Raw genomic sequence first — 21,601 nt, 5'->3', positions numbered from 1 at the left:
CCCACCGGGCGGCGGAAACGAACCCTCATTAAAGGCGCAAGCCGGCGCGGACGCAAGTCCCGATTTGAGATCCCTGAAAAAAGGGGTGTAGCGAGGGACCTTGTCTTAGACAGTGGCGGCGGCTTCCTCGGGTTCGATGACCTTTGAAAACTTACATTCGCTGTTATTGCAATAATGCGTAGTTTCCTTCTTGCGCACCTTTTCGTAAAGCGTTGGCGCAGGACAGTTGGGGCATTTTTCGCCGGTAGGTTTGTCCCAGGAAACAAAGTCGCATTTGGGGTATTTGGTGCAACCGTAAAAGACCTTGCCTTTTTTGGACTTACGCACTTGCACATCGCCGTCGCACTTGCCCTTGGGACACTTCACGCCGACCAACTCTTTGTGGATGTAACGGCAATCCGGGTAATTGGAGCAGGCGATAAATTCACCGTAGCGGCCGTTGCGACGCACCAAATCGTGACCACAGTCGGGACAAGGCTTGTTGAGCGCCTCGGGCGCCTCATTCACTTTGCCGATCATGCCCTTGAGCATGGGCATCTCGGTGTCGTCGGGGCTGAGGTCTTTGATGCGTTTGGCGGCGGTACAGGTGGGGTAATTGGAGCAGGAGAGAAACTGGCCGTACCGACCGGTTTTAATCACCATGGGGTTGCCGCACTCGTCGCATTTGAGGTCGGTTTCCAAGCCGTCGCGCTTGATGTTGGGCATCTTCTCTTCGGCTTCTTTGAGGCGCTCGGCAAAGCCACCGTAGAAGTCGGAAAGCAGGTGTTTCCATGTCAAAGAGCCGTGTTCTACCTCGTCCAGACGGCCTTCCATGCGGGCGGTGTAATGGGTGTCCATCAAATCGGGAAAGGAGGTGGTCAACAAGCTGGTAACAACCACACCGAGATCGGAAGGCAGGAAACGGCCCTCGCGTTTTTCCACGTAATCGCGGTTTTGAATGGTGGCAATGATGGCGGCATAGGTCGATGGACGCCCGATCCCGTTTTCTTCAAGTGCTTTAACAAGCGAGGCTTCGGTGTAGCGCGAAGGCGGTTTGGTGTGGTTCTGTTTCTTTTCCAGTTCGTTCACCTTGAGGATTTCGCCTTCTTCCAGTTTGGGCAAGTCGTTACCGGATTCGCTTTTCTCGCTGCCGGCCTCGGTGTAAAGGGTGGTGAAACCGGCGAAGGTGGTTACCAGGCCTTTGGCCTCAAAGAGCCCGTCGGCGGCGGTAATTTCCAAAACGGTTTCGTCCATTTCCTTGGCGGCCATTTGGGAAGCGACAAAACGTTTCCAAATCAGGGTATACAAACGGGCTTCGTCTTTCTCCAGGCGTTTGGCCAGGTACTCGGGAGAAAACTCCACGTGGGTGGGTCGAATGGCCTCGTGACCGTCTTGGATGTTCTTTTTCTGCTTCACCCGCCGCGCTTCGGCCGGCAAGTAGGTGTCGTCGAACTGTTCACCGATGTACTCGCGCACCTGGTTGATGGCTTCCTCACTGACCCGCATCGAATCGGTACGCATGTAGGTGATCAGACCGACGGGATCGCCGTCGATTTCAATGCCCTCGTAAAGCTTCTGCGCCAGCATCATGGTTTTCTTAACGGTAAAACCCAGCGCCCGCGAGGCTTCCTGTTGAAGCTTGGAAGTGGTAAACGGCGGTGGTGGATTTTGTTTTTTGGCCTTGCGTTTCACGCTGGAGATGGCGAACTGGGCGGCCTTCAGAGCTTTTTCGATTTCGTCGGCCTGCTCGGCGTTGGCGATGTTGCGCTTGGCGTCTTTGTTGCCCTGCTTGAGGGTTTCGCCTTGCCACTTAACGAGCTTGGCTTTGAATTCGGGCTTGCTACTGCCCTCGAAAAGACCGACGAAGGTCCAGAACTCAACGGGATCAAAAGCGAGGATTTCGTATTCGCGATCCACAATCATGCGCAGTGCGACGGACTGCACGCGGCCGGCGGAGATACCGCGCTTCACCTTTTTCCAGAGCACGGGGCTGATCAAATAACCCACTAGGCGGTCGAGGATGCGCCGTGCTTGCTGGGCGTCGACGAGGTGCATGTTCACCGCGCCGGGGTTGTCGATGGCGGCTTGAACGGCTTTTTTGGTGATTTCGTTGAACATCACCCGGAAAACCTGCTTGCCCTCGGGAATGACACCCTGTTGCAGGTGCCAGCAAATGGCTTCCCCCTCGCGATCAGGGTCAGGGGCGAGGTAGACGGACTCAGCCTTTTTGGCCTCGGACTTGAGTTCGGAAATAATTTTGCGTTTGGACGCCATGGCGGTGTAGTCGGGTTCAAAGTCGTGTTCGAGATCGACACCGAGTTTGTTGGTCGGCAAATCACGAATATGCCCCATGGATGCAAGTACCTTGAAGTCTTTGCCGAGGTACTTGTTAATTGTCTTGGCTTTCGCCGGGGATTCCACAATGACGAGGGATTTTGCCATGGAGCGCTCCTAAACCACGTTTCGCAACGGATTGCGAAGGTAACACTGACCGGGATAACTCTCAACCCATTTTTGGGCTTCAAGTTCGCAAAGTTTCGCAATCACGAGGCCGATCTCGACGTTTTCATCAAGCTTGGCCCGTATTCTATCTAAGGGTAGAGGCACAAAAGCGTCAAGGGCCAGGTAAATTTTTTTGGCGAGCGGATCCGTAAAACAAGCGTTGCTTGTTTGTTGATCCGAATTTTTTTGATCCCCTGTCAAAGGCTCACCGGCGAACAATTGATCGGGATGGTCGAGTAACTGTGCCTCTCCGTTGCGAATGAGGGCGTGGGTGCCCCGTTCGGCGACGGCGTCGATGGGTCCCGGCACGGCAAAAAGCTCGCGCCCCTGATCCAAACAATGGCGTGCGGTAATGAGGCTTCCCGATTTGAGGGCGGCCTCGACCACGACCACGGCGCGACACAAACCGCTGATGATGCGGTTGCGAATGGGGAAATGGTAGGGCTTGGGCGGGGCGTCGGGGGGAAACTCGCTGATCAAACAACCACCGGCGGCGATGAGCCGTTCGCCGAGGGGGCGGTGGACCCGGGGATAAACGGCGTTCAAGCCGCTGCCCAGCACGGCGATGCTGCAGCCGCCGGCGGAAACGGCGGCGTCGTGGGCGAAACCATCAATGCCGAGCGCGAGCCCGGAAACCACGGCCACGCCGCGACGGGCTGATTCGACGGCAAAGCGACGCGCAACGGCGGCCCCGTAATTGGAGCAAGCCCGGGCGCCGACAAGCGCGGTGCAGGGGCGTCCCCAAGCGCGGGGGTCGCCGCGGTAGAAAAGCAGCAGGGGCGGATCTTCCAGGGGTCGCAACAGGGCCGGGTAATGATCGTCGAGCAAGGTCACCACCTCAATCGAGGCGGAACGGCAGCGGGCCAAAAAAACCTCGGCGTCCCCGGAAGCGGGGCATGCTTCGACAGCCCGCGCCAAATGTGCCTCACAGGCGGCACCGGGATGCTCCATGCGGTGTTGTTGGTATGCGCGCAACAAGGCGAGTGGCCCCCGCGCTGAAACGGCCAGAATCAGCTTCCTTCGTAAATCGTTCATTTTAAGCAACCTTCACGAGCCACCAAGTGAAAAGCCAGGATCTTTTCGCAACATGCAAGGGGCTCGGTGTGTTCGGTTGCAGAGAGAAAAGCGTGTGGTTGGTAGTTCTAACCTAACCGCTTGATGCGGCCGGGTCAAGGACGGCCCGGCGAAAAATACAGGACGTGGTTTTCCCAAAAACGCGGGCGCACGCGGGGTAAGGCCAAAAAGATCCGCGACGGGCACGGCTGTCCCCTCAAGGGGGCGTCGCCAACGGATGACAGTGCAGCATCCAGGGGACGCGGGGCCTTGATCGCCGCCGTAAAAAAGTTTCTATAGGTGAAAAGTATCAGTTTAGCTTTAAAGATATTTAGACGAAGTGGTGGGCATATCGGCCTCTTTTGGCATAGAATTCGGGATACTGGCGTTTTCCTCATTTAAGTACCTGAATTCAACGGGTGTTTTCTACGTACCGGCAGGCCCCGATTGATCCGTTTCAAAGGAGCACACATGAAGGCTGTTGCAACCGTATTGCTGTTGTTGGGTTTCGCATGTACCGCATGGAATTGCGGTAGCTCGACCCAAAAACGCAAACCCAAACTGGACCGCGTCCTCATCGGCGAGGAGCTTCAATTCGGACGCAAGGCGGCCGAGTACGATTTATGGCGCGAGGCCATCTTCCGCTGGGAAAAGGTACGTGCAGCCGACCCGGACAACTCACGCGCGACCAACAACTTGGCGGTCGCCTACGAGTCCATCGGCGATTACGAGCAGGCACTCGACCTGTACAAGCGCGCGCTGGAGCTCAACGAAGACAACAACGACATTCGCAAGAACTACAAGCGATTTTTGAGTTTCTACAAGCGTCACCAACGGCAATTGGCCCGCGAGCGCCAACGTAAAGGCGCGGAACCTCAAGAAACGGGCCCCGTCAAACAAACGTCACAACCTGAATCAGGAGGCCGGCCATGATCGAGCATACTAACGCCCGCCGCTTGACCCTGCTGCTCGCTGCATGCCTGTTTTACGGCTGCGGGGGCGCCGGGAAGTCCGTTCGTATTGAGCTGCCTCTGCCGCCCAAGTTGGATCTCACCAACTACGATTACCTGTACTTTCCAGGATTCGTGGCCAATGTAAAAGGGGTTGATTTCGATACGGAACAAACGGCGATCAACTTTTTCACTCGCGAATTCAAACGCAACGAGGTGATGGACATCCTGGAAGAAGACAAGGTTGACCTGAGTGCAAAAGACCCCCGCGAGTTTTTTGCACGGCAACAGCCCTTCTTCCGTCAATTCAACTTCCTCCACGCGGAGGAAACCCTTGCCATCACCGGCGTAATCTCCTTCAACATTCTGGACCGCAGCGGCTTCAAAGAAGTCAGCTCGACGGATTCCTTCGGGCGCCGTTACAACCGCAGCCAGTTTGTCGAGGTGACCGGGTTCAACCTGGAGTTACATGTTTATGTATACGAACTCAATGAGGGCAAGCTGCTTTACCGCGGGGTAATGCGCGACTCAACCGATTTGGAAGGCGACAACGTCGACGAGCAACTGGTTTACAACGAGCTGTTGCAACGGGTTTCCGACCGGGTCATGGGTTTGTTTACCAATACCGTCGTTAAGGCGGAACGATCTTTGCTCTGAGTGTTCAGTCCCAACCGTTCCCTAACATCTTTTACGCGCGGCGTTTCGGCGACAACCGTCGAGGCGTCACATTCGTCCCTGATGTCCGGTTCCCATAACCGGCGTTTCGTGCCGAGGAGGTATCTGTCTTGAATCAAGGCCGGCTTTTAACCAACACGCGCAGTCCACGGGTGGGCCCGCGCGCGCTCATGATCGGGTTGCTCCTCGGAGTCCTGGTCCCCTCCGCGATGGCGCGGGGGAAAAACAAAATCCCCTATGAAAACTTCGAGTGGAAAGTTTACCACTCGGAACACTTTAAGGTGTATTACTACGAATCGGCGGCCAACCTGCTGCCGACCGTGGTGGATATGTCGGAGGCCGCATACCGCCAGGTTTCCGAAAAGTTGCAGCACGATCTGAACTTCAAGGTGCCCTTGATTTATTTCAAGACCCACGAAGAGTTCGAACTCACCAACATCTTCCCCGGCTTTATTCCGCGCGCGGTCGGTGCCTTTGCCGAACCCTTCCAGAGCCGCATGGTGTTGCCCTTTGATCAGGAGCCGGAAAAGAACTACAGCCTGCTCACCCACGAACTGACGCACATTTTCCAGTACGACATGTTCTACAACAACCGCATCAGTTCGATTGTGCGGGCCAACGCGCCGACCTGGTTCATTGAAGGGATGGCGTCCTATGTGGCCGACGACGAGGACAACCTGGACCGCATGGTATTGCGCGACGCGGCGATTTCCTCGAACTTTTCCTCACTGGGCAACTTTAACTCGCTGTCGTTTATCGCCTACCGGATTGGTCACGCGGCCTTCAAGTTCATTGAAGAGCAGTACGGCATCGAGGGGGTGCGTAACTTCCTGTGGCAGTACCGCAAAAACATTACCGGCAACGTACCGGCCGCGATTGAACGGGCATTCGAGATGCCGGTCGAGGATTTTGACCGCCAGTTCCGCAAATACCTGCGCAAGCGGTACGTGACCCTGCTGCCGGAAAAAGAAGAGCCGGACGATTACGCCCGTGAAATTCGCACGCGGCGCGCGATCACCACGCTCTCTCCCGAACTCTCGCCGAGCGGCGATTTGTTCGCGGCCATCGTTCCGATCAAAAACGAGCTGGACCTGGTGTTGATCTCGACCAAAGACGGCCGCATTTTCAAGAACCTGACCCGCGGCTACACCAACCGCTACAACGAGATCAATGTCGGCGCCTTCGGCGGCATCAACGATTTGGCCTGGAGCAGTGACGGCAACGAATTGGTCTTCTCAGCCCGCAAGGAAGGCTCTAACCGTTTGTACATCGTCAACGTGCTCAAGGGTTCCATTCGCCAAGAAGTGATCTTTGACGGGCTGCGCGACGCCCAGTCGCCGGTGTTCTCCAAGGACGGTAGCCTGCTGTACTTCGTGGGCAACGTCAACGGTTTTTACGACGTGTTTAGCTACAACCGCGACACGGAACAACTGTTGAACCTGACCAACGACCCGCACCTGGACCGCAACCCGCGCCTGAGCCCGGACGGCAAAGAAGTCCTCTACTCTTCCTCGCGCAACGGCTTCTTTAAGGTCTTCGTCTTGGACTTGGCTAAGGGCGACAAGGTTCAGTTAACCTCGGGCCTGGGCAACGACATTCAGGCGGCCTACAGCGCCGACATGACGTCGATTTACTTTGCCTCCGACCGTTTCGACGACATCTACAACATCTACGAGCTCGATCTGGAATCGGGTGTTAAGAAACAGTACACCAACATCCTGACCGGGGCCTTTTCGCCACAGGAACGGGTGATCTTCGACCACAAGGAAGGTGAAGAACAGCGTCAGCTAATTTTCACCGCCTATTACCAGGGCCGCTACCGGGTTTACCGCATGGATAAACCGGAAGCGCGTGAGGCGGTTTACGACGTGGCCAATGACAACTTCGCCAACGTCAAAAACTACAACATGTCGGCCAACATCGAGTTAAAAGACGAGCAGTACAAAAAGTACCGCCTGCGCAACAACTTCTCGATTAGCAACGTCAACGTGAACGTGGGCGCCACGGACGACGGTCGCTTCATATCGAACTCGGCGATTTCCTTTTCCGACACCTTGGGCGACCACGTGTTGGATATCACGACCTACTCGGTTTCGAGCCTTGAAAATTACTACGTTAACTACCTCAACCGCACACGTCGGCTGCAGTGGGGCGCCAGCTTCCAGTCGCTACAGGAGTTTTTTGTCGATTCCTTTACGTTCTCCTCGGCTTCCGGTCGTGCCCGCTTGGAGCGTCGTTACAAAAACGTGCAGCTCGGCGGCTACATGCGCTATCCGTTTTCGCTGTTCTCGCGGGTTGATATCGGCGGCGGTATGTCGGACCAAGACGTGTTCCGCTTCATTCCCAACCCGGGCGCGGAGGACGACCCCTCGCAACCGTCCTTTGTGTTTACCAACGTGGATTTCACCGAACCCTACGCCTACATCAACTTCTCGTTTGATACCCTGCGCTACCAACGCTGGGGACCGCAACACGGGACGGCCCTTGACGTGGGCGTGCGTACGGTGCTCGACAACTACGAAACCTACAGCTTCGACTTCCGCGCTTACCGCGAGTTGACCCAACGTTCGTTGATCGCCTTCCGCACGATTTACAACCATTCGGACGGCGACACACCCGAGTTCTTCGCGCTCGGCGGCAACAACAACCTGCGCGGCGATTACGGCTACCAAGAGTTCGTCGGTTCACGCCGGTTCCTGACCCAATTCGAACTGCGTTTCCCACTCATCGACCGTCTGCAATTCCCCGGTTTCGCGTTTTACAACATCCGCGGCGGCATGTTCGTCGACGCGGGCGGCACCTGGTTCGAAGATTTCGATTTCGAATGGGAATTCCAAGACACGGACGCCGATCCCAACGACCCCCTCTCCCGTCCCTGGGACCCGGAAAACCCCGATCCCCGCTACCTGCTGGGCGCCTACGGGGTTGAAATCAGCATGAACCTGCTGGGTTTGGACGTCCACTGGACCTGGGCCAAGCGCACCAACTTCGACGAGTTCCCCTCGTCCAGCCGGTTCAGTTTCTGGATTGGTCGTAAATTCTAAAGCGGGTGTTTACCCACCCAATGGCAACGGGCCGCCCCTTTCGGGCGGCCTTTTTTGTTGGTGAAGAAGTTCACGGGGGAAACCCCGCGCGACACCAAGTTCAGGTAAAGCGTTTGACAATCGCCGCCGAAGCATTAAGTTAACACCATATCCATCCCATCCCGTTTTTCTCGCCCACGCGCCCATACTCCGGGTTAGAATGAGCCAAACCCCGTTCCCACAACCCACCCCTACCTCGGTCCGACACGATGTTCATTTTTTGCCTGGAAGGTGCCGCTTATGACCTATCACGATCTGTCTCTTCTCGAAATCGTTTGTAGCCCGGAAAGCGAAACCAAGTTGGCCGAGATTGAACCCTGGCTGTATGGCGCCGACGGGGAAGACGACCTTTACCCGCGCCTTTGCGGCACGCCCGTCCTACAACCCGACATTGACTTATACCTCACCAACGAACTCATGGCGGTGAGTCGGGCCATGGCGCAGATGGGTGAAAAGGACGACATCAAAGAATGGTTCTTTAAACGCTACGGCTTTTTTGCCCAGCCGGAACCGCTGCCCATGGATTCCGAGATCCTCGGTGAAGGTTATCCCGGCTTTTGGGAGAACCTCGGCCTGCCCAGCTTCATTCAAGACCTTGAGATTCAGACCCCTGAAGATTTGGTATTGGACGCCATCGGCGCGCACCACCCCTCCCTGGGTCTCGATTTGGGTTGCGGTCAAGGCGGTATGACCCAACAGATGGCGGAAATGTGCAACCAAGTCATCGGTTTGGAGCGCAACTTCTTCCTGGCCGCCACGGCCAACCATTTGCTGCGCCAAAAAGAGATCAATACCCAGTTCTTTGACCCCTCGCGCGGCCGTCAGAGCGCCTCGTTCAAGAAAAAGGCGGTCGACAACGCCACCGTCATCTGCGGCGACATCGAGCAAATGCCGTTTAATGAGCCGCTTTTCGATTGGGTCCACTGCGGCCATGTGCTCGATTTAATTGACGACCCGGCCGCGGTCCTGGTGCAAATCATGCGCATCATGAAACCCGGCGGCACCTTATCGATTTGCACGCCCTGGGATTTTGAGAATGAAGGTCATTTCGACGCCATGCTCGAATTGCTCGACGACCAGTTCGAAATGTTCTACCAAACCGACGGTGTGCCCTACGTACGTTTTAACCACAAGCGCCGCTACATCCTCCACGAGGATTGGATATGGTGCGGCAAAATGCGCAAGCTCGGGTGAGCAGAAGCCCCACGTTCGCAATCCACGCGTGTGACTGATTCGGCATTGCCTAAACTGCGTCCGTGGCCTTAATCCGGCATTGCGTAACCTGCGTCCGTGCCTTGACCGCCATTGCGTGCCCACGCGCGTGGCTTGTTCCGGCATTGCGTAACCTGCGTCCGTGCCTTGTTGCGGCATTGCATAATCTGCGTCCGTGGCTTGTTCCGGGTTTTCGTAATCCACGCACGTTGCTTGATCCGGCGTACCCCTACGCGGGTACGCACACCGCCACGCGGGGTCCACCACTGATTTAAAATGTGAGCCAACGGCGAACCACCTCTGGTTACACCGGCGGTGTAACGGATTTCAGCCCTGGGTAACGGGTTGTGGAACAACCCGTTACCCAGGGTCCTCGGGAGTTCCCGGCGTGTAGGCCCTGCAGGGGCCGGCACCCACCCCCCGCGGTTCGCCGGGTCAGCCACAATCCGACACATTGCCCAGCCATTCCCTCATCAAATGGAAACGGAGAAGCGATGGTTGGCGATCTTTGGTATGATGCACGGGAACGGCGGTGCACTTTAAGACCGCGCGCGCAAATATCCCGCTCATCAACCCCTCACCTTGTGCCGGGATAGGTCATCGAAGGGAGCCGGAAGCTTTGGTTAGCGTTGGCAATAAACAACCAAACAACTCACGCGGTGCCAGCTCTTTACACCTCGATCAACTGACCGAGTCGGAACTCCAATCCTCCATTTTTCGGAGCATGGACCACCAACCGCAAACGCTGGATTTCAACCGTTTACGCGAGACCCTCCAAAAAGACAGCCAAATCCCCGGCGAGGTCATTCAAAAGGTCATTCACCGCGTGCAGGCCAACGCCCACCATCTGGGCCTGGAACAAACCCCGCCCTCGCTTGTTTTGCATTGGGTAACCGGACTTTTGCGCCAAGAAGGGTTCCCCGTAGGCGCCATCCCGCTGCAATCCCTGGAACTGTCGCTCAGCGATGTGGAACTCAATATTTACCATCCCGTCGGTTACGGGGCCGGCGCCGATCAAAACCCGGAAGCCACCTCGCAACGCATCGCCCAACGCATTAAGGCCCAATTCGCCTGCCGCCGCATTTACCAGCAGGACGTGGTCCAAGCCCATGACGAGGGCCGCCTCGAATTGCTTCACCTCGGCGCCATCGACCGACCCCACCACGTTTTTCTGACCCCCGATTACCTCAAACACGAAGGTCTGCCGGTCATGCGTTCCGCGCCCTCGGCCGGGCCCGCCAAACACGCGGACGTCCTGCTGGCCCACTTGATCCGCTTCACCCATGAACTGCAGAACCACTTCGCCGGCGACATCCACTGGGGCCACGTCAACACGCTGCTGCTCCCCTTTTTGGAACCCATGAACGAGGCGGAATTGGACCAGTTCGCCCAGCAAATGCTGTACGAATTCGGTCAGCTTGATTTGGAGCGCGGCGGCCTGTATCGCCAGGTAATTTTGGACTTTGATTTGGATCTGCCGAAAACCTTGGTCAGCACCCTCGCGGTGGGGCCGGGCGGCGAAAAAATGGGCCGGAGTTACGGGGACTATGGCCGAACCTTGGTTCGTTTCAACGAGGTCTTGCTCAACGCGCTGGCCAACGGCGATGCGCGCGGCAACCCCTGGCATTCACCCCAAATTGTATTTCACCTCAACGAACGCAACGCGCCTTGGGACCACCTGCACCAAAAATTGGTTGAGGTCGCCTTCCGCCACGGCAACCCACGCATCGCCTTTAGCGATAGCCGCCGCGACTGCGGCGCCATGGGTTATTTCAATCTAAACGATTCCGACTACCTCAAGGCCATGCAGCATCCGGCCCAAATGCGCGGCTTTTCGCTCAGTTCGCTGGCGGTGAACCTGCCAACCATGGCGCTCGGCCGCGATGAGCAAGGTTTTTGGCAAGAAGTCGAACGTATTTTTAATGTGTCGGTCACGGCGCACCGCCAGAAACGGCTGTTCATTTCGCGCCTGATGGCCTACGGCAACCGCGGGCCGCTCCAATTCTTGCGCCACCGCTTGGGTAACCAGCCCTTTTTGAAAATCGACCAGGCGACCCAACCGATGCAGCTCATCGGTTTGGGTGAAGCGGCGGCGGCCCTCAACGGCTCACCGTCTAGCTCGGCCGAGGCGATCACCAACACCGCGATCAAAATCCTGACGGCGATTGAAGGCGATATTGGGGTGCGCAACCGCATTCACAAAATGCGGATGCTGTTGTCCTGCACCAAAAACGACAACGTCGCCTACCGCTTCGCGTACCTCGATTTCAAACGCCACGCCAAGGATGCGGGTGCCTACCTGATCCACGAACCGGACCAATCCCACCCGATTTATACCGAGGGCCCCAATATCCTGCCGTTTAAAGCCATCGGCTGGCGCGAACGGTTCCGCCACGAGGGCAAGCTGCACCGCTTCTTCAGTGGTTTGCACAACACGGTGCTGTTCCTGCACGGCGGCACCGGCAACGACGCGGGTTTGCTCCAGCGTTTGCTGGGTGAGGCGCGCAACGCGGGCATTAGCCAGCTACAACCGGCACCGGATTTAACCGTTTGCATGAGCTGCCACTCGGTGTTTGCGACCACCAGCGAAAACGAAAACTGCCCAAGCTGCGGCAGCGCGATGGTCTCACCCTACGGTTATTGCCAAGCCGGCTACTCCCCGGTTTCGACCTGGTGCCTGGGCAAACGGTCGGAATGGCGCATCCGTCACCGCCTCGACCACTACCATGTGCCCGTCCAACAGGATTTGCCCTGGTAATCTGGCACCCGGCTTAACCAACCAGATCGAGATTGCCGCCGAGGGCCCCAAAACTAAGCGTCGGTTCATTCTGGACCCGGTAGGAAAACGAGGCAAAACCGGCGCTTACATTGGGTTGGTTCTCAAAATTACCGCGAAACGGCGGTGGCTCTTGGTTTTGTTCGTAGGCGTTAAAACCGGCTGCGCCCAGTCCGCGCGAGCCGCCCGCGGCAACACCGGCGCCGGATTCGCCCTCGGAAGCGGCAGCCTCGTCTTGCTCGTCGGCCAACGCATCGACGGTATTTTGTTCGAGTTCGTCAAAGTCAAAGGTATCGCGATCCCCGGCGTCAACGCGACCGCCGCGCCCGCCACGTCCACCAATACCCTGACCGCCGAGTGTCGGATTGGGCGACACCACACTCGGTAAAAACCCGCGTAGGGCTAAATCGTCGGCATTGTTAATTTGCGACATGGGTTATCCGAAAATGCCACGCACCGGTTGAGCGAGGCCGAGATAAAGGTTTCTAGAAAACAGGGCGGACGAAACGTGATTACTCCTAAAGTACGACAAATCCAAAGGCAAAACAAGTTAACAGGCCGGGGTTACCTGGAAAAGGCACTTTTTTACGCCAAAGATTAAATAATCCCGGCCTCGGCCAACAAACGACGGTAATCGTCCGGCTGATCGATATCGCCGACCACACCCGGATCGTCCACGGGACAGGGCACCACGGCTTCGCCCCATTGGCGCAGCAGTTCCTTGGCGCCGCGGTCGCCCTGAAGGCCGGTCAATGCGGCGCGTCGGGCGCCGTCAAACAAAACGGGATGACCTCGCCGCCCGTCAAAAACCGGTACGATCACGGGCGCGGCAACCCCGCGGCGGCACGTTTCGGCAAAAGCCTGCAGCAAGGTGCGCAAGGTGGCGGGTCGCACCAAGGGCATATCGCCGAGCGCAACAAAAAAACAATCGGCTTCGGCCGGCAACGCGGCGGCGCCCAAGGCCAAGCTGTGACCCATCCCGGCATCGGGGTTTGGATTGACCCGCAACTGGTAATCCACATCCGCGAGATAAGGCGCCGCGACTTCCGCTTCATCACCCATCACCACCACCAATCGCTGGAGCGACAGGGTCGTGAAAGGCTGCAAGGCGGCCCGCAACAAAATACTATCGCCCCAGGGCAACAACTGTTTGCGCCGCGCACCCATGCGCCGAGAGCGCCCCGCGGCAAGCACAACGGCCGCCACACGGGGCAAAGGTTGAGGGTTTTGACGCAAACTTAGGCCGAGGCGGCCGCGTTGCGTTTTTCCAAGTACTCGTCGTAGCTGCCGAGATGGTCTTCAATACCACCGTCGGTTTTCAGCTCAATCACGCGCGTGGCAACGGTTTGGGTCAACTCATGGTCATGGGAGGTAAACATCAGCGAACCGCCGAACTTGATCATGCCGTCGTTTAAGGCGGTGATCGATTCCAGATCAAGGTGGTTGGTGGGTTCGTCGAACATCAACACGTTGGCGCCGGACATCATCATGCGCGACAACATGCAGCGCACTTTCTCACCACCGGACAAAACGCCGGCCATTTTCAGCCCCTCGTCGCCGGAAAACAACATACGGCCGAGAAACTGGCGCACGAAGTTGACATCCTGTTCCTCCGAGTACTGACGCAACCAGTCAACCAGGTTGAGTTTGACGTCGAAGAAACTGTCGTGGTCCTTGGGGAAGTAAGCCTGGGTAGTGGTCACGCCCCACTTGAAGTGGCCGCTGTCGGCGGGCGCTTCGCCGGCGAGTACCTGCATCAAGGCGGTGATGGCCAAACCGTTGTCGCTCACAATCGCCACTTTGTCTTCGCGGCTAAGGCGGAAGGTCACATCTTTGAACATCAACTCGCCGTCGATGGTGCGGCTGAGCCCTTCCACTTCCAAAACCTCGTTGCCGATTTCGCGGTTGGGTTGGAAGATGATGTAGGGGTATTTACGGGAGCTGGGTTTGATGTCTTCCAGGTTGAGTTTGTCGAGTTGCTTTTTGCGCGCGGTGGCCTGCCTGGCCTTGGATGCGTTGGAAGAGAAACGCGCGATGAATTCTTTGAGTTCTTTGATTTTGTCTTCTTTTTTGCGGTTGCGGTCCTGGGTTTGGGCCAGCGCCAATTGCGAGGATTTGTACCAAAAGTCGTAGTTACCGACGAACATTTTCATTTGGCAACGGTCGATGTCGGCAATGTGGGTACAGACCTTGTTGAGGAAGTGACGGTCGTGAGACACAACCAACACGGTATTTTCGAAATCGTACAGAAAGTTTTCCAGCCAGGTGATGGACGCTACATCAAGGTGGTTGGTGGGTTCGTCAAGGAGCAGGATGTCGGGGTTGCCGAACAAGGCCTGGGCCAACAAAACACGAACCTTAAAAGAGTCCTCGAGATCACTCATCTTTTTGGCGTGATCGGCATCTTTGATGCCCAAACCGTTGAGCAAAGAGCCGGCCTCGGATTCGGCTTCGTAACCGTTGAGGTCGGCGAACTCGCCTTCAAGCTCCGCGGAACGCACGCCGTCCTCATCGGTGAAATCGGCTTTGGCATACAAGGCGTCGCGCTCTTTCTTCACCTCATAGAGGCGTTTGTGGCCCATGATCACGGTATCCAGCACCTCGTAGTCGTTGTACTCGAAGTGGTTCTGTTTCAGGACGGCGAGGCGGGAACCGGGCGTCATGTGGACATCGCCGCTTTGCGTGGGAATCTCGCCGGAGAGGAGCTTGATGAAGGTCGATTTCCCGGCCCCGTTGGCGCCGATGATGCCGTAGCAGTTGCCCGGCGTAAACTTGATGCTGACGTCTTCAAACAGCACGCGGCTGCCGTACCGCAAAGTCAAATCACTAACACTAATCACGATGGCCCTCAATGTTTCAACTGTAATGTGGCGGCGCCGCAAACCGTTATTCGCATCGAATGCGAGCGGGAGAAACGGGTATGGATCGTCAAAAAAGAAACGCCGCAACCGCATCGCGCGGGTGCTTCTCCCGGCAAACCGACCACTTTACCATGGGCACCGGCCGGGATCAACGCACGGCCGGCACCTTCACCCGGAGGGGCGGCCCCACGACGACCCTGGTTACAGCCGGGTCGCTTCTGGTAAACATCGCCGGCTTTCTCCTTTCCGTGAAAAAGTTTAGAAGCGGCGCGCGGCCGATAAACAGGTCAGGCCCCAATGACCTCACCCCTCACTAGGCACCCATCCAACCCTTCAATCCGCGACCTATTGGTCAAAAAAATCCCCGCTTTTCCCAGATAAATGCGCGGTACAAATGGGGGACAATCAAGCACGACCGCACGGGATGTCGCCTTTGAAAAAATAAATATGCTGACTTTGGGAGTACGCGATGTGGGTTCTTGTTGGATTAATGTTGCTGATAGGAGAAAACCAAGCCGTAAGCAAGGTGGAACTTGACGAGGTTTCATTCCAAGACATTGTTTCCTCGACTTCTATCGACAACAAAACCTTTGCCTGGGTCTTTCCGAACGCGCGAAGACCAAAGAGTTATCTCGTCATTTATGATTACGTCCAAGAAACATGCCTCGAAGTTCGCGATGAGCGCTTAAACCACTCGCTTTTTTCAACGATTATCCCTGGGCACAACTCTATTTTCCTCGTTGATAATCTCAGCAGTAAGTATGCCGAACTGAGCTTTACGGGCACATTGCTGCAAACCGGTTTCATTAATCGCTGGGAAGGCTATGACGCGCTAGCAGTCGCAGGAAGCATCGCCGTGAACACCTACGCGCAGGGAATCGGTGTCATGTCTTATAGCACCTTGTCAGAGGAAAGAGCCTACGCACTTATCGATTTCGCAAATCAGAAAATCCAAGCGAGAGGTACCTTCTCCGCGAGCAAGGACCAGGCGCAATACTTAATTGGCGCAAACCAGATGCACTATCTGATCGAACCGGGCTTAGGTATCGTTTCCCGTTTCGAAACGGGAACATCAAAAAAGTCGAAACCAATCTACCAAGACCCATACGATCCCGTTTATGCCTCAAACGATCAGGTTGGCAAGATGCGCTACAAAGCATCGACACATCTCAGTTTTTATGGTGCTATTTCACTACAATTCAATCACTTCTACGACGAAGACGGCAAACGCAAAGCCGACGGACGTCCCTTTAAGTACACCTACGGAACCATCAAAGCAAACACGCTCACAAAAACCCGGCTTTCCATTGTAGGGACCGATACAAAGGGAACCCAATATCTCGTCTTCGACCCCGAGGACCCGGAGCTACACATCAAAGATCGCGCATCAATGTGACCCAACACCCTAACGAACCCGAAGGTCACGCCAAGGTTGATCCCGTGACGCCGGCGGCATGTGGCGGGATCATGGCCGCGTGAGGCTCCGAGGCATCTTGCGACCTTTTGCGTCAAAATGTGCGATGATGGCCCCGAACCATCCCCACTGAAAGGACTCGCCATGAAACAACCTTCTCCCCGCCGTGTGTTTAGCGGTTCTCCCTGGGAACAAAAGGTCGGTTACTGCCGCGCGGTGCGCGTGGGCCAAACGATTCACGTGGCCGGCACCACCGCCACCGATCCCAACGGCACGGTCCTGGCCGTCGGCGATCCTTACGGCCAGGCCAAAGCGATTTTTGCCATCATCGAAAAGGCACTGGTTGCCGTGGGCGCGACCCTGAACGATGTGGTGCGCACCCGCATGTTTGTTACGCGGATCGACGATTGGCAGGAAATCGGGCGCGCCCACCAAGAGGTGTTTGGCGCTATTTACCCGGCCGCCACCATGGTTGCGGTTAGCCGCCTGATCGATCCCGAGCACTTGGTCGAAATCGAAGTCGACGCGGTGGTTGCCGCGGTCACATCCGAAGCATAACGAGGTTTCCATGGTCGATTACCGCCAAACCTATTTTCCCAATTTACGCTATCGCGGCTACTTCAATCACGCGGCGATTTCACCCCTGGCCGCGCCGGTACAAGCGGCGATGACGGCGATGATCCAAACCTACGCCGAACACGGCATGCGCGGCTGGACCCAAGGCAACCACCACCGCGCCGCGGTGCGCGGCCACTTAAGCCAAATGCTGGGCTGCGCGGTCGGCGACATCGGCCTGGTCGCCAATACGACCCACGCGATCACGGCGGTCGCCCAAGAGTTCCCCTGGCAAGCAGGTGACGGTCTGGTGCTGATCCGCGGCGAGTTCCCGGCCAACATTTTGGCCTGGCTCCAAGCGGCCCGCGATCACCATCTCGAGGTTTTTTGGCTCTCGCTCCAAGACCTTGCCGACGAATCCCCGGCCTTCCACAAGGTCATGGCCCGCCGCCCCAAACTCATGGCGGTTAGCTGGGTTCAGTACCAAACGGGCTGGACCCAAGATCTCGCGCAACTCTCCTCCTTGCGCGAACGCTTCGGTTTGGCGGTTTGTGTCGACGCCATTCAAGGTCTGGCGGCACTGCGCCTCAACCTGGAACAAACACCGCTCGATTTCGTGGCGAGCGGTGCCCACAAATGGCTGCTCTCACCAGAGGGCTGCGGCTACCTCTACGTCAACCCGGATTGGCAAGCCAAGTTAAGACCGCGCCTGGCGGGTTGGCTGAGCCAGGAACGTCCGGTTGACTTTCTGTTTGAAGGCGGGGGCCACGTGGATTACCAGCGGGCCTACCGCGCGGAACCGACGCGCTACGAGTGGGGCACCATGAGCCCTTATCCCTACGCGGGCATGGACGCGGCGCTCCAGATGTTGTTGACGGTCGGCCTGGACAAGGTTGCGACACGAATCCAAGATTTGGCCCGATACACCCGCGAACAACTGGCCGCCCGTGCGTTCCCAGTGCTGACGGATCATTGTGACGCGGGCATCGTCAGCTTCCCACTGGCGGCGTCGGCACTGAAATCCTGCGTGCAGACGATGGATCGCGCCGGTTTTGCGGTGGCCACCCCGGACGGCTACCTGCGCATCGCCCCACATTTTTACAACGAACGCGCCGAAATCGACGCCCTTTTGGAAGCGCTGACGGGCTGGCGCGAGGGACGGAAGGCACCGACAAACGAATCATTCACAGGAAAATGCTGACTCGGCCCATTTTAATGGTTGTTTCACAAGCGGCAACAGGTGTAAAAATAGGCCGAGCCTTCTTACAAAAAAGATGCGGGTGTAGCTCAGTTGGTAGAGCACTAGCTTCCCAAGCTAGGTGTCGCGGGTTCGAATCCCGTCTCCCGCTTTCACCGTCAACCGGCGTGAGCGACTGTTTTTCGGTCGGTCACCGCGCGACACACGGAAGATGGTGAGCGATGAAACCGCGAAAATCGGACCAACCGTCACCCGTTCCGGCCCATTAGATTGAACCGAATCCAACCCCAACAAGCGTAAAAGTGAATCGAATCCGATTCCATGTTTTGCTTCGCCCTGGTTTAGGTTTAAGATAAGGCCCCGTGAGTGATGTATCAAAGCCCGGCGACCCAAGGGGTTTGCTTGGGAAACGGGAGCAAATGAATGGGCTGGTTGGACAAACGGCGCAACGGCAAAAACGAAACCAGGAGCCAACCCGAGGTATTCACAAAAGGTCGCGGCGATTCTACCATCGTCGGCCCGAACCTTGTGATTGAAGGGAAACTGGATTCGAAAGAAGACATCTGGATTGCAGGCCAAATCAAGGGGGAATTGGACTGCGCGTCACGGATTGTTGTTGCAGCAAGTGGTCGCATCCAAGGCAGCATTAAGTGCCAAAGCATTGCCATTTTCGGCGAGGTGGAAGGCAACATTGATGCGGCGGAGGAGATCACGGTCGAGGCATCGGGGAAACTGATCGGCGACATCAAAACCAAAGTCTTCACCAATCAGCCAGGCGGATTCTTTGAGGGTTATTCCCACATGCTCGACGGCAAAACCGTTCAAAATGCTCAAGCCGCCGAGAAGACAGAGGAAAAGGGCCCCGAGGTTTCCAAGACCGGAAAAGATACGAACAAAAGCAACCGCAAAAAATAGCGGTGTTTGCTGTTCCTTAAGTACGAAGGGTTTCAGCCTCTGTTTCCAGCACAGAAAAATCAGGAAGGAAGGACGACGGCATGATTATTGGTACGCCCAAGGAAATCAAAAATCAGGAATACCGGGTCGGCTTGATCCCGGCCAATGTCAAAACGTTCATCAACAAAGGCCACCAAGTTCTCATTGAAAAAGATGCGGGCATGGGAAGTGGTTTCACCAACGAAGAATACGTGGAAGCCGGTGCCACCATCGTCGATACGGCGGAAGAGATTTTCGCCAAGGCCGAAATGGTCATCAAGGTCAAGGAACCGCAGAAAGTAGAATACGAACAGCTGCGCGAAGACCAAATCCTGTTTACTTACTTGCACTTGGCGCCGGACCGCGATCAAACCAAAGGTTTGATGGACAGCGGCTGTATCGCCATCGCCTACGAAACCATTACCGACAACGACGGTCGTCTGCCGTTGCTCGGACCCATGAGTGAAGTGGCGGGCCGGATGTCGATCCAAGTGGGCGCGCACTGGTTACAACGCACCAAAGGCGGGCTCGGCCTGTTGTTGGGCGGTGTGCCGGGTGTCGCACCTGCCGAGGTCATGATCCTCGGCGGCGGCATCGTGGGCATGAACGCTGCCAAAATGGCGGTTGGTTTGGGCGCCCAGGTCACCATTTTCGAAACCTCGGTCGACCGCATGCGGTACATCGACGACGTCTTCGGCGCGCGCGTAACCTGCTTGATGAGTAACGAATACAACATCAGCAAACACCTGGAACACACGGACTTGGTGATCGGCGGCGTGTTGATCCCCGGCGCCAACGCCCCCAAGCTGATTTCGCGTCACCAGATCGAAAACAACATGAAGGCCGGTTCCGTGATAGTCGACGTTGCGGTTGACCAAGGCGGTTGTATTGAAACGACCCGTCCCACCACCCACGACGATCCCACCTTCCAGGTCGGCGAGGTAACCCAATACTGTGTGGCCAACATGCCGGGCGCGGTACCCCGTACCTCGACCTTCGCATTGACCAACGTCACCTTGCCTTACGCGCTGTTCATCGCCAACAACGGTGTGATCGACGCCATCCGTCGCAACCACCACCTGCGCAACGGTGTAAACACCTTCCAAGGCAAAATGACCTACGAAGCGGTCGCCCAAGACCAGAACCTCAAATACGCCGATATCAACGAATTGATCAGACGCTAATGCGTCCACGGGGCCCCAGCTAGGGCGCTCCATCCGACACAATCAAACAGGCGCGGGCCGACAACTGTTGCACCAGTTTCGGTTTCGCGCTTTTCTTTTAGCGGGTCGCACCATCAGCCCCCGCCCATCGAAAAGGGACACTTATGACAACCTGGTACCATTTGGTCGAAGCCGAGGCCCGCGAAGCCGGCGCCAACATGGCGATTGACCAGTATCTTCTCGAGGCCCTCGAACAAGGCCGCATCGACCGGCCGATCCTGCGCATTTACGCCTGGGCCAAACCCACGCTCAGCTTGGGTTACCACCAGGAATGGCGCCGCACCGTGAACGAGGAACAGTTGGAAAAACACGGCGTTGTGCTGGTGCGCCGCTGGACCGGCGGACGCGCGGTGCTCCACGACACGGACGAAATCACCTACAGCCTGATTGCACCCATGCGCGAACCCTTTAACAATCAGGTCTCCCACAACTACTGCGCCATCGGACGCGCGCTCAAACGCTTCACCGACTTGGGCGAATCCGCGAGCGGCGCCATGTTCCCGGAAGAACCGGCCCCGGCCAAGGTGCGTTCGATGCGCCACACGCCCTGTTTCGCGTCCATGTCGCGCTCTGAAATCGAACGCGGCGGCAAGAAGATGATCGGTTCGGCACAAAAACGCGGCAAAGGCGCCTTCCTGCAGCACGGCAGCATTCCCCTGCACGCGCGTACCGAGATCCTGGCGGCGATCACCGGCTCCAATCTGGACATGGGTGAGCTGATGACCTCGCTGAGCAATCACTATCGCGACGCGGGTTTGGCCCTACCCGAACGAAGTGCGCTGGTACAGCGTTTGGTCGACGCTTTCGCGGCCGGTTTCGGGATCGACTTCGAGCCCTTGCCCGGTGAGGATCCAGGCAACGCCGCCCGCGTGGCCGAGATTCGCCGTGATTCCTTCGACAATGACACATGGACCCGTCGAAAATAAGCTGAATCAGCCGCGATTGTTTGAGCATCGGGCCTGCATTTGGTAACCTAGAAACACTATTACTCCAGCAGACAAACCATCAAACGACACGCGATCCCGTCCCATCCGCGGCGGCGCCGGAGCAACGCGTCGCCCTGTAACGATCCCAACAAAACACCTCGCCGTTCGTCCACGGCTCAGGTACAATCAGCGGGGTTCCAAAAGTACCGCAACTTCAACCGGCTCATGGTTTTGTCGGCTGGGTTGCGGGGATCGGCAACA

The 21,601-nt window shown here is 56.9% G+C and carries 16 protein-coding genes and 1 tRNA gene; 12 read left to right on the top strand and 5 right to left on the bottom strand.

All coding sequences use genetic code 11. The annotated features are described in order from the left end of the window. Positions 1–105: 105 nt before the first annotated feature. Positions 106–2,421 carry a type I DNA topoisomerase gene (topA, locus tag J3U88_RS06900; RefSeq protein ID WP_207857804.1) on the bottom strand — a complete coding sequence of 772 codons (2,316 nt, stop codon included), beginning with the start codon at positions 2,419–2,421 and terminating at the stop codon, positions 106–108. 9 nt (positions 2,422–2,430) lie between these two features. Further along, a complete protein-coding gene (gene dprA / locus J3U88_RS06895; RefSeq protein WP_207857803.1) occupies positions 2,431–3,516 on the bottom strand; it encodes a DNA-processing protein DprA in 1,086 nt (361 codons plus the stop codon). A gap of 489 nt (positions 3,517–4,005) precedes the next feature. Here dprA and J3U88_RS06890 point away from each other — a divergent pair, with 489 nt between their 5' ends. From J3U88_RS06890 to nrdD, 5 genes are all read left to right on the top strand, one after another. Beyond that, entirely contained in the window at positions 4,006–4,467 is a 462-nt protein-coding gene (locus tag J3U88_RS06890; protein ID WP_207857802.1) for a tetratricopeptide repeat protein, read from the top strand. Further along, positions 4,464–5,141, top strand: coding sequence for a hypothetical protein (locus tag J3U88_RS06885; protein WP_207857800.1), 678 nt, complete (start codon positions 4,464–4,466; stop codon positions 5,139–5,141). The genes J3U88_RS06890 and J3U88_RS06885 overlap by 4 nt, the downstream gene beginning before the upstream one ends. Positions 5,142–5,269: 128 nt before the next feature. Continuing rightward, entirely contained in the window at positions 5,270–8,203 is a 2,934-nt protein-coding gene (locus J3U88_RS06880; RefSeq protein ID WP_207857797.1) for a PD40 domain-containing protein, read from the top strand. Between the two features lie 279 nt (positions 8,204–8,482). Next, entirely contained in the window at positions 8,483–9,436 is a 954-nt protein-coding gene (locus tag J3U88_RS06875) for a class I SAM-dependent methyltransferase (RefSeq protein WP_207857795.1), read from the top strand. A 742-nt stretch (positions 9,437–10,178) separates the two neighbouring features. Continuing rightward, on the top strand, positions 10,179–12,212 hold the full coding sequence (gene nrdD / locus J3U88_RS06870; RefSeq protein ID WP_207857793.1) for an anaerobic ribonucleoside-triphosphate reductase: 2,034 nt from the start codon (positions 10,179–10,181) through the stop codon (positions 12,210–12,212). 13 nt (positions 12,213–12,225) lie between these two features. Here nrdD and J3U88_RS06865 read toward each other — a convergent pair whose 3' ends face one another. The 3 genes from J3U88_RS06865 to J3U88_RS06855 all read right to left on the bottom strand — a co-directional run bounded on the left by J3U88_RS06865 (position 12,226) and on the right by J3U88_RS06855 (position 15,070). Next, entirely contained in the window at positions 12,226–12,663 is a 438-nt protein-coding gene (locus tag J3U88_RS06865; protein ID WP_207857791.1) for a hypothetical protein, read from the bottom strand. Positions 12,664–12,827: 164 nt separating this feature from the next. Further along, a complete protein-coding gene (locus J3U88_RS06860; protein ID WP_207857790.1) occupies positions 12,828–13,424 on the bottom strand; it encodes an NTP transferase domain-containing protein in 597 nt (198 codons plus the stop codon). 44 nt (positions 13,425–13,468) lie between these two features. Next, positions 13,469–15,070 (bottom strand): ATP-binding cassette domain-containing protein, encoded by a 1,602-nt coding sequence (locus tag J3U88_RS06855; RefSeq protein ID WP_207857789.1) that lies wholly within the window; start codon positions 15,068–15,070, stop codon positions 13,469–13,471. 490 nt (positions 15,071–15,560) lie between these two features. Between J3U88_RS06855 and J3U88_RS06850 the strand changes: the two genes are divergently transcribed. The 7 genes from J3U88_RS06850 to J3U88_RS06820 all read left to right on the top strand — a co-directional run bounded on the left by J3U88_RS06850 (position 15,561) and on the right by J3U88_RS06820 (position 21,340). Further along, positions 15,561–16,487, top strand: coding sequence for a hypothetical protein (locus tag J3U88_RS06850; RefSeq protein WP_207857788.1), 927 nt, complete (start codon positions 15,561–15,563; stop codon positions 16,485–16,487). A 162-nt stretch (positions 16,488–16,649) separates the two neighbouring features. Beyond that, entirely contained in the window at positions 16,650–17,063 is a 414-nt protein-coding gene (locus J3U88_RS06845; RefSeq protein ID WP_207857787.1) for a RidA family protein, read from the top strand. 10 nt (positions 17,064–17,073) lie between these two features. Then, positions 17,074–18,261, top strand: a complete 1,188-nt coding sequence (locus tag J3U88_RS06840; RefSeq protein WP_207857786.1) for an aminotransferase class V-fold PLP-dependent enzyme — start codon at positions 17,074–17,076, stop codon at positions 18,259–18,261. 75 nt (positions 18,262–18,336) lie between these two features. Further along, a tRNA-Gly gene (locus tag J3U88_RS06835) sits at positions 18,337–18,409 on the top strand. Between the two features lie 272 nt (positions 18,410–18,681). Continuing rightward, a complete protein-coding gene (locus J3U88_RS06830; RefSeq protein WP_207857785.1) occupies positions 18,682–19,173 on the top strand; it encodes a bactofilin family protein in 492 nt (163 codons plus the stop codon). Between the two features lie 80 nt (positions 19,174–19,253). Next, positions 19,254–20,375 (top strand): alanine dehydrogenase, encoded by a 1,122-nt coding sequence (ald, locus tag J3U88_RS06825; protein WP_207857784.1) that lies wholly within the window; start codon positions 19,254–19,256, stop codon positions 20,373–20,375. 143 nt (positions 20,376–20,518) lie between these two features. Further along, positions 20,519–21,340, top strand: coding sequence for a lipoate--protein ligase family protein (locus J3U88_RS06820; protein ID WP_207857782.1), 822 nt, complete (start codon positions 20,519–20,521; stop codon positions 21,338–21,340). Positions 21,341–21,601 lie beyond the last annotated feature (261 nt).

Source organism: Acanthopleuribacter pedis (assembly GCF_017377855.1).
Classification (GTDB): Bacteria; Acidobacteriota; Holophagae; order Acanthopleuribacterales; family Acanthopleuribacteraceae; genus Acanthopleuribacter; species Acanthopleuribacter pedis.
This window is presented reverse-complemented; position numbering and strand designations above follow the sequence as displayed.

Bases quoted from the DNA above. Each gene is read 5' to 3' on its own strand.
- topA (WP_207857804.1), bottom strand. From the start codon at position 2,421: ATGGCAAAATCCCTCGTCATTGTGGAATCCCCGGCGAAAGCCAAGACA.
- dprA (WP_207857803.1), bottom strand. From the start codon at position 3,516: ATGAACGATTTACGAAGGAAGCTGATTCTGGCCGTTTCAGCGCGGGGG.
- J3U88_RS06890 (WP_207857802.1), top strand. From the start codon at position 4,006: ATGAAGGCTGTTGCAACCGTATTGCTGTTGTTGGGTTTCGCATGTACC.
- J3U88_RS06885 (WP_207857800.1), top strand. From the start codon at position 4,464: ATGATCGAGCATACTAACGCCCGCCGCTTGACCCTGCTGCTCGCTGCA.
- J3U88_RS06875 (WP_207857795.1), top strand. From the start codon at position 8,483: ATGACCTATCACGATCTGTCTCTTCTCGAAATCGTTTGTAGCCCGGAA.
- nrdD (WP_207857793.1), top strand. From the start codon at position 10,179: ATGGACCACCAACCGCAAACGCTGGATTTCAACCGTTTACGCGAGACC.
- J3U88_RS06865 (WP_207857791.1), bottom strand. From the start codon at position 12,663: ATGTCGCAAATTAACAATGCCGACGATTTAGCCCTACGCGGGTTTTTA.
- J3U88_RS06850 (WP_207857788.1), top strand. From the start codon at position 15,561: ATGTGGGTTCTTGTTGGATTAATGTTGCTGATAGGAGAAAACCAAGCC.
- J3U88_RS06845 (WP_207857787.1), top strand. From the start codon at position 16,650: ATGAAACAACCTTCTCCCCGCCGTGTGTTTAGCGGTTCTCCCTGGGAA.
- J3U88_RS06840 (WP_207857786.1), top strand. From the start codon at position 17,074: ATGGTCGATTACCGCCAAACCTATTTTCCCAATTTACGCTATCGCGGC.
- J3U88_RS06830 (WP_207857785.1), top strand. From the start codon at position 18,682: ATGGGCTGGTTGGACAAACGGCGCAACGGCAAAAACGAAACCAGGAGC.
- ald (WP_207857784.1), top strand. From the start codon at position 19,254: ATGATTATTGGTACGCCCAAGGAAATCAAAAATCAGGAATACCGGGTC.
- J3U88_RS06820 (WP_207857782.1), top strand. From the start codon at position 20,519: ATGACAACCTGGTACCATTTGGTCGAAGCCGAGGCCCGCGAAGCCGGC.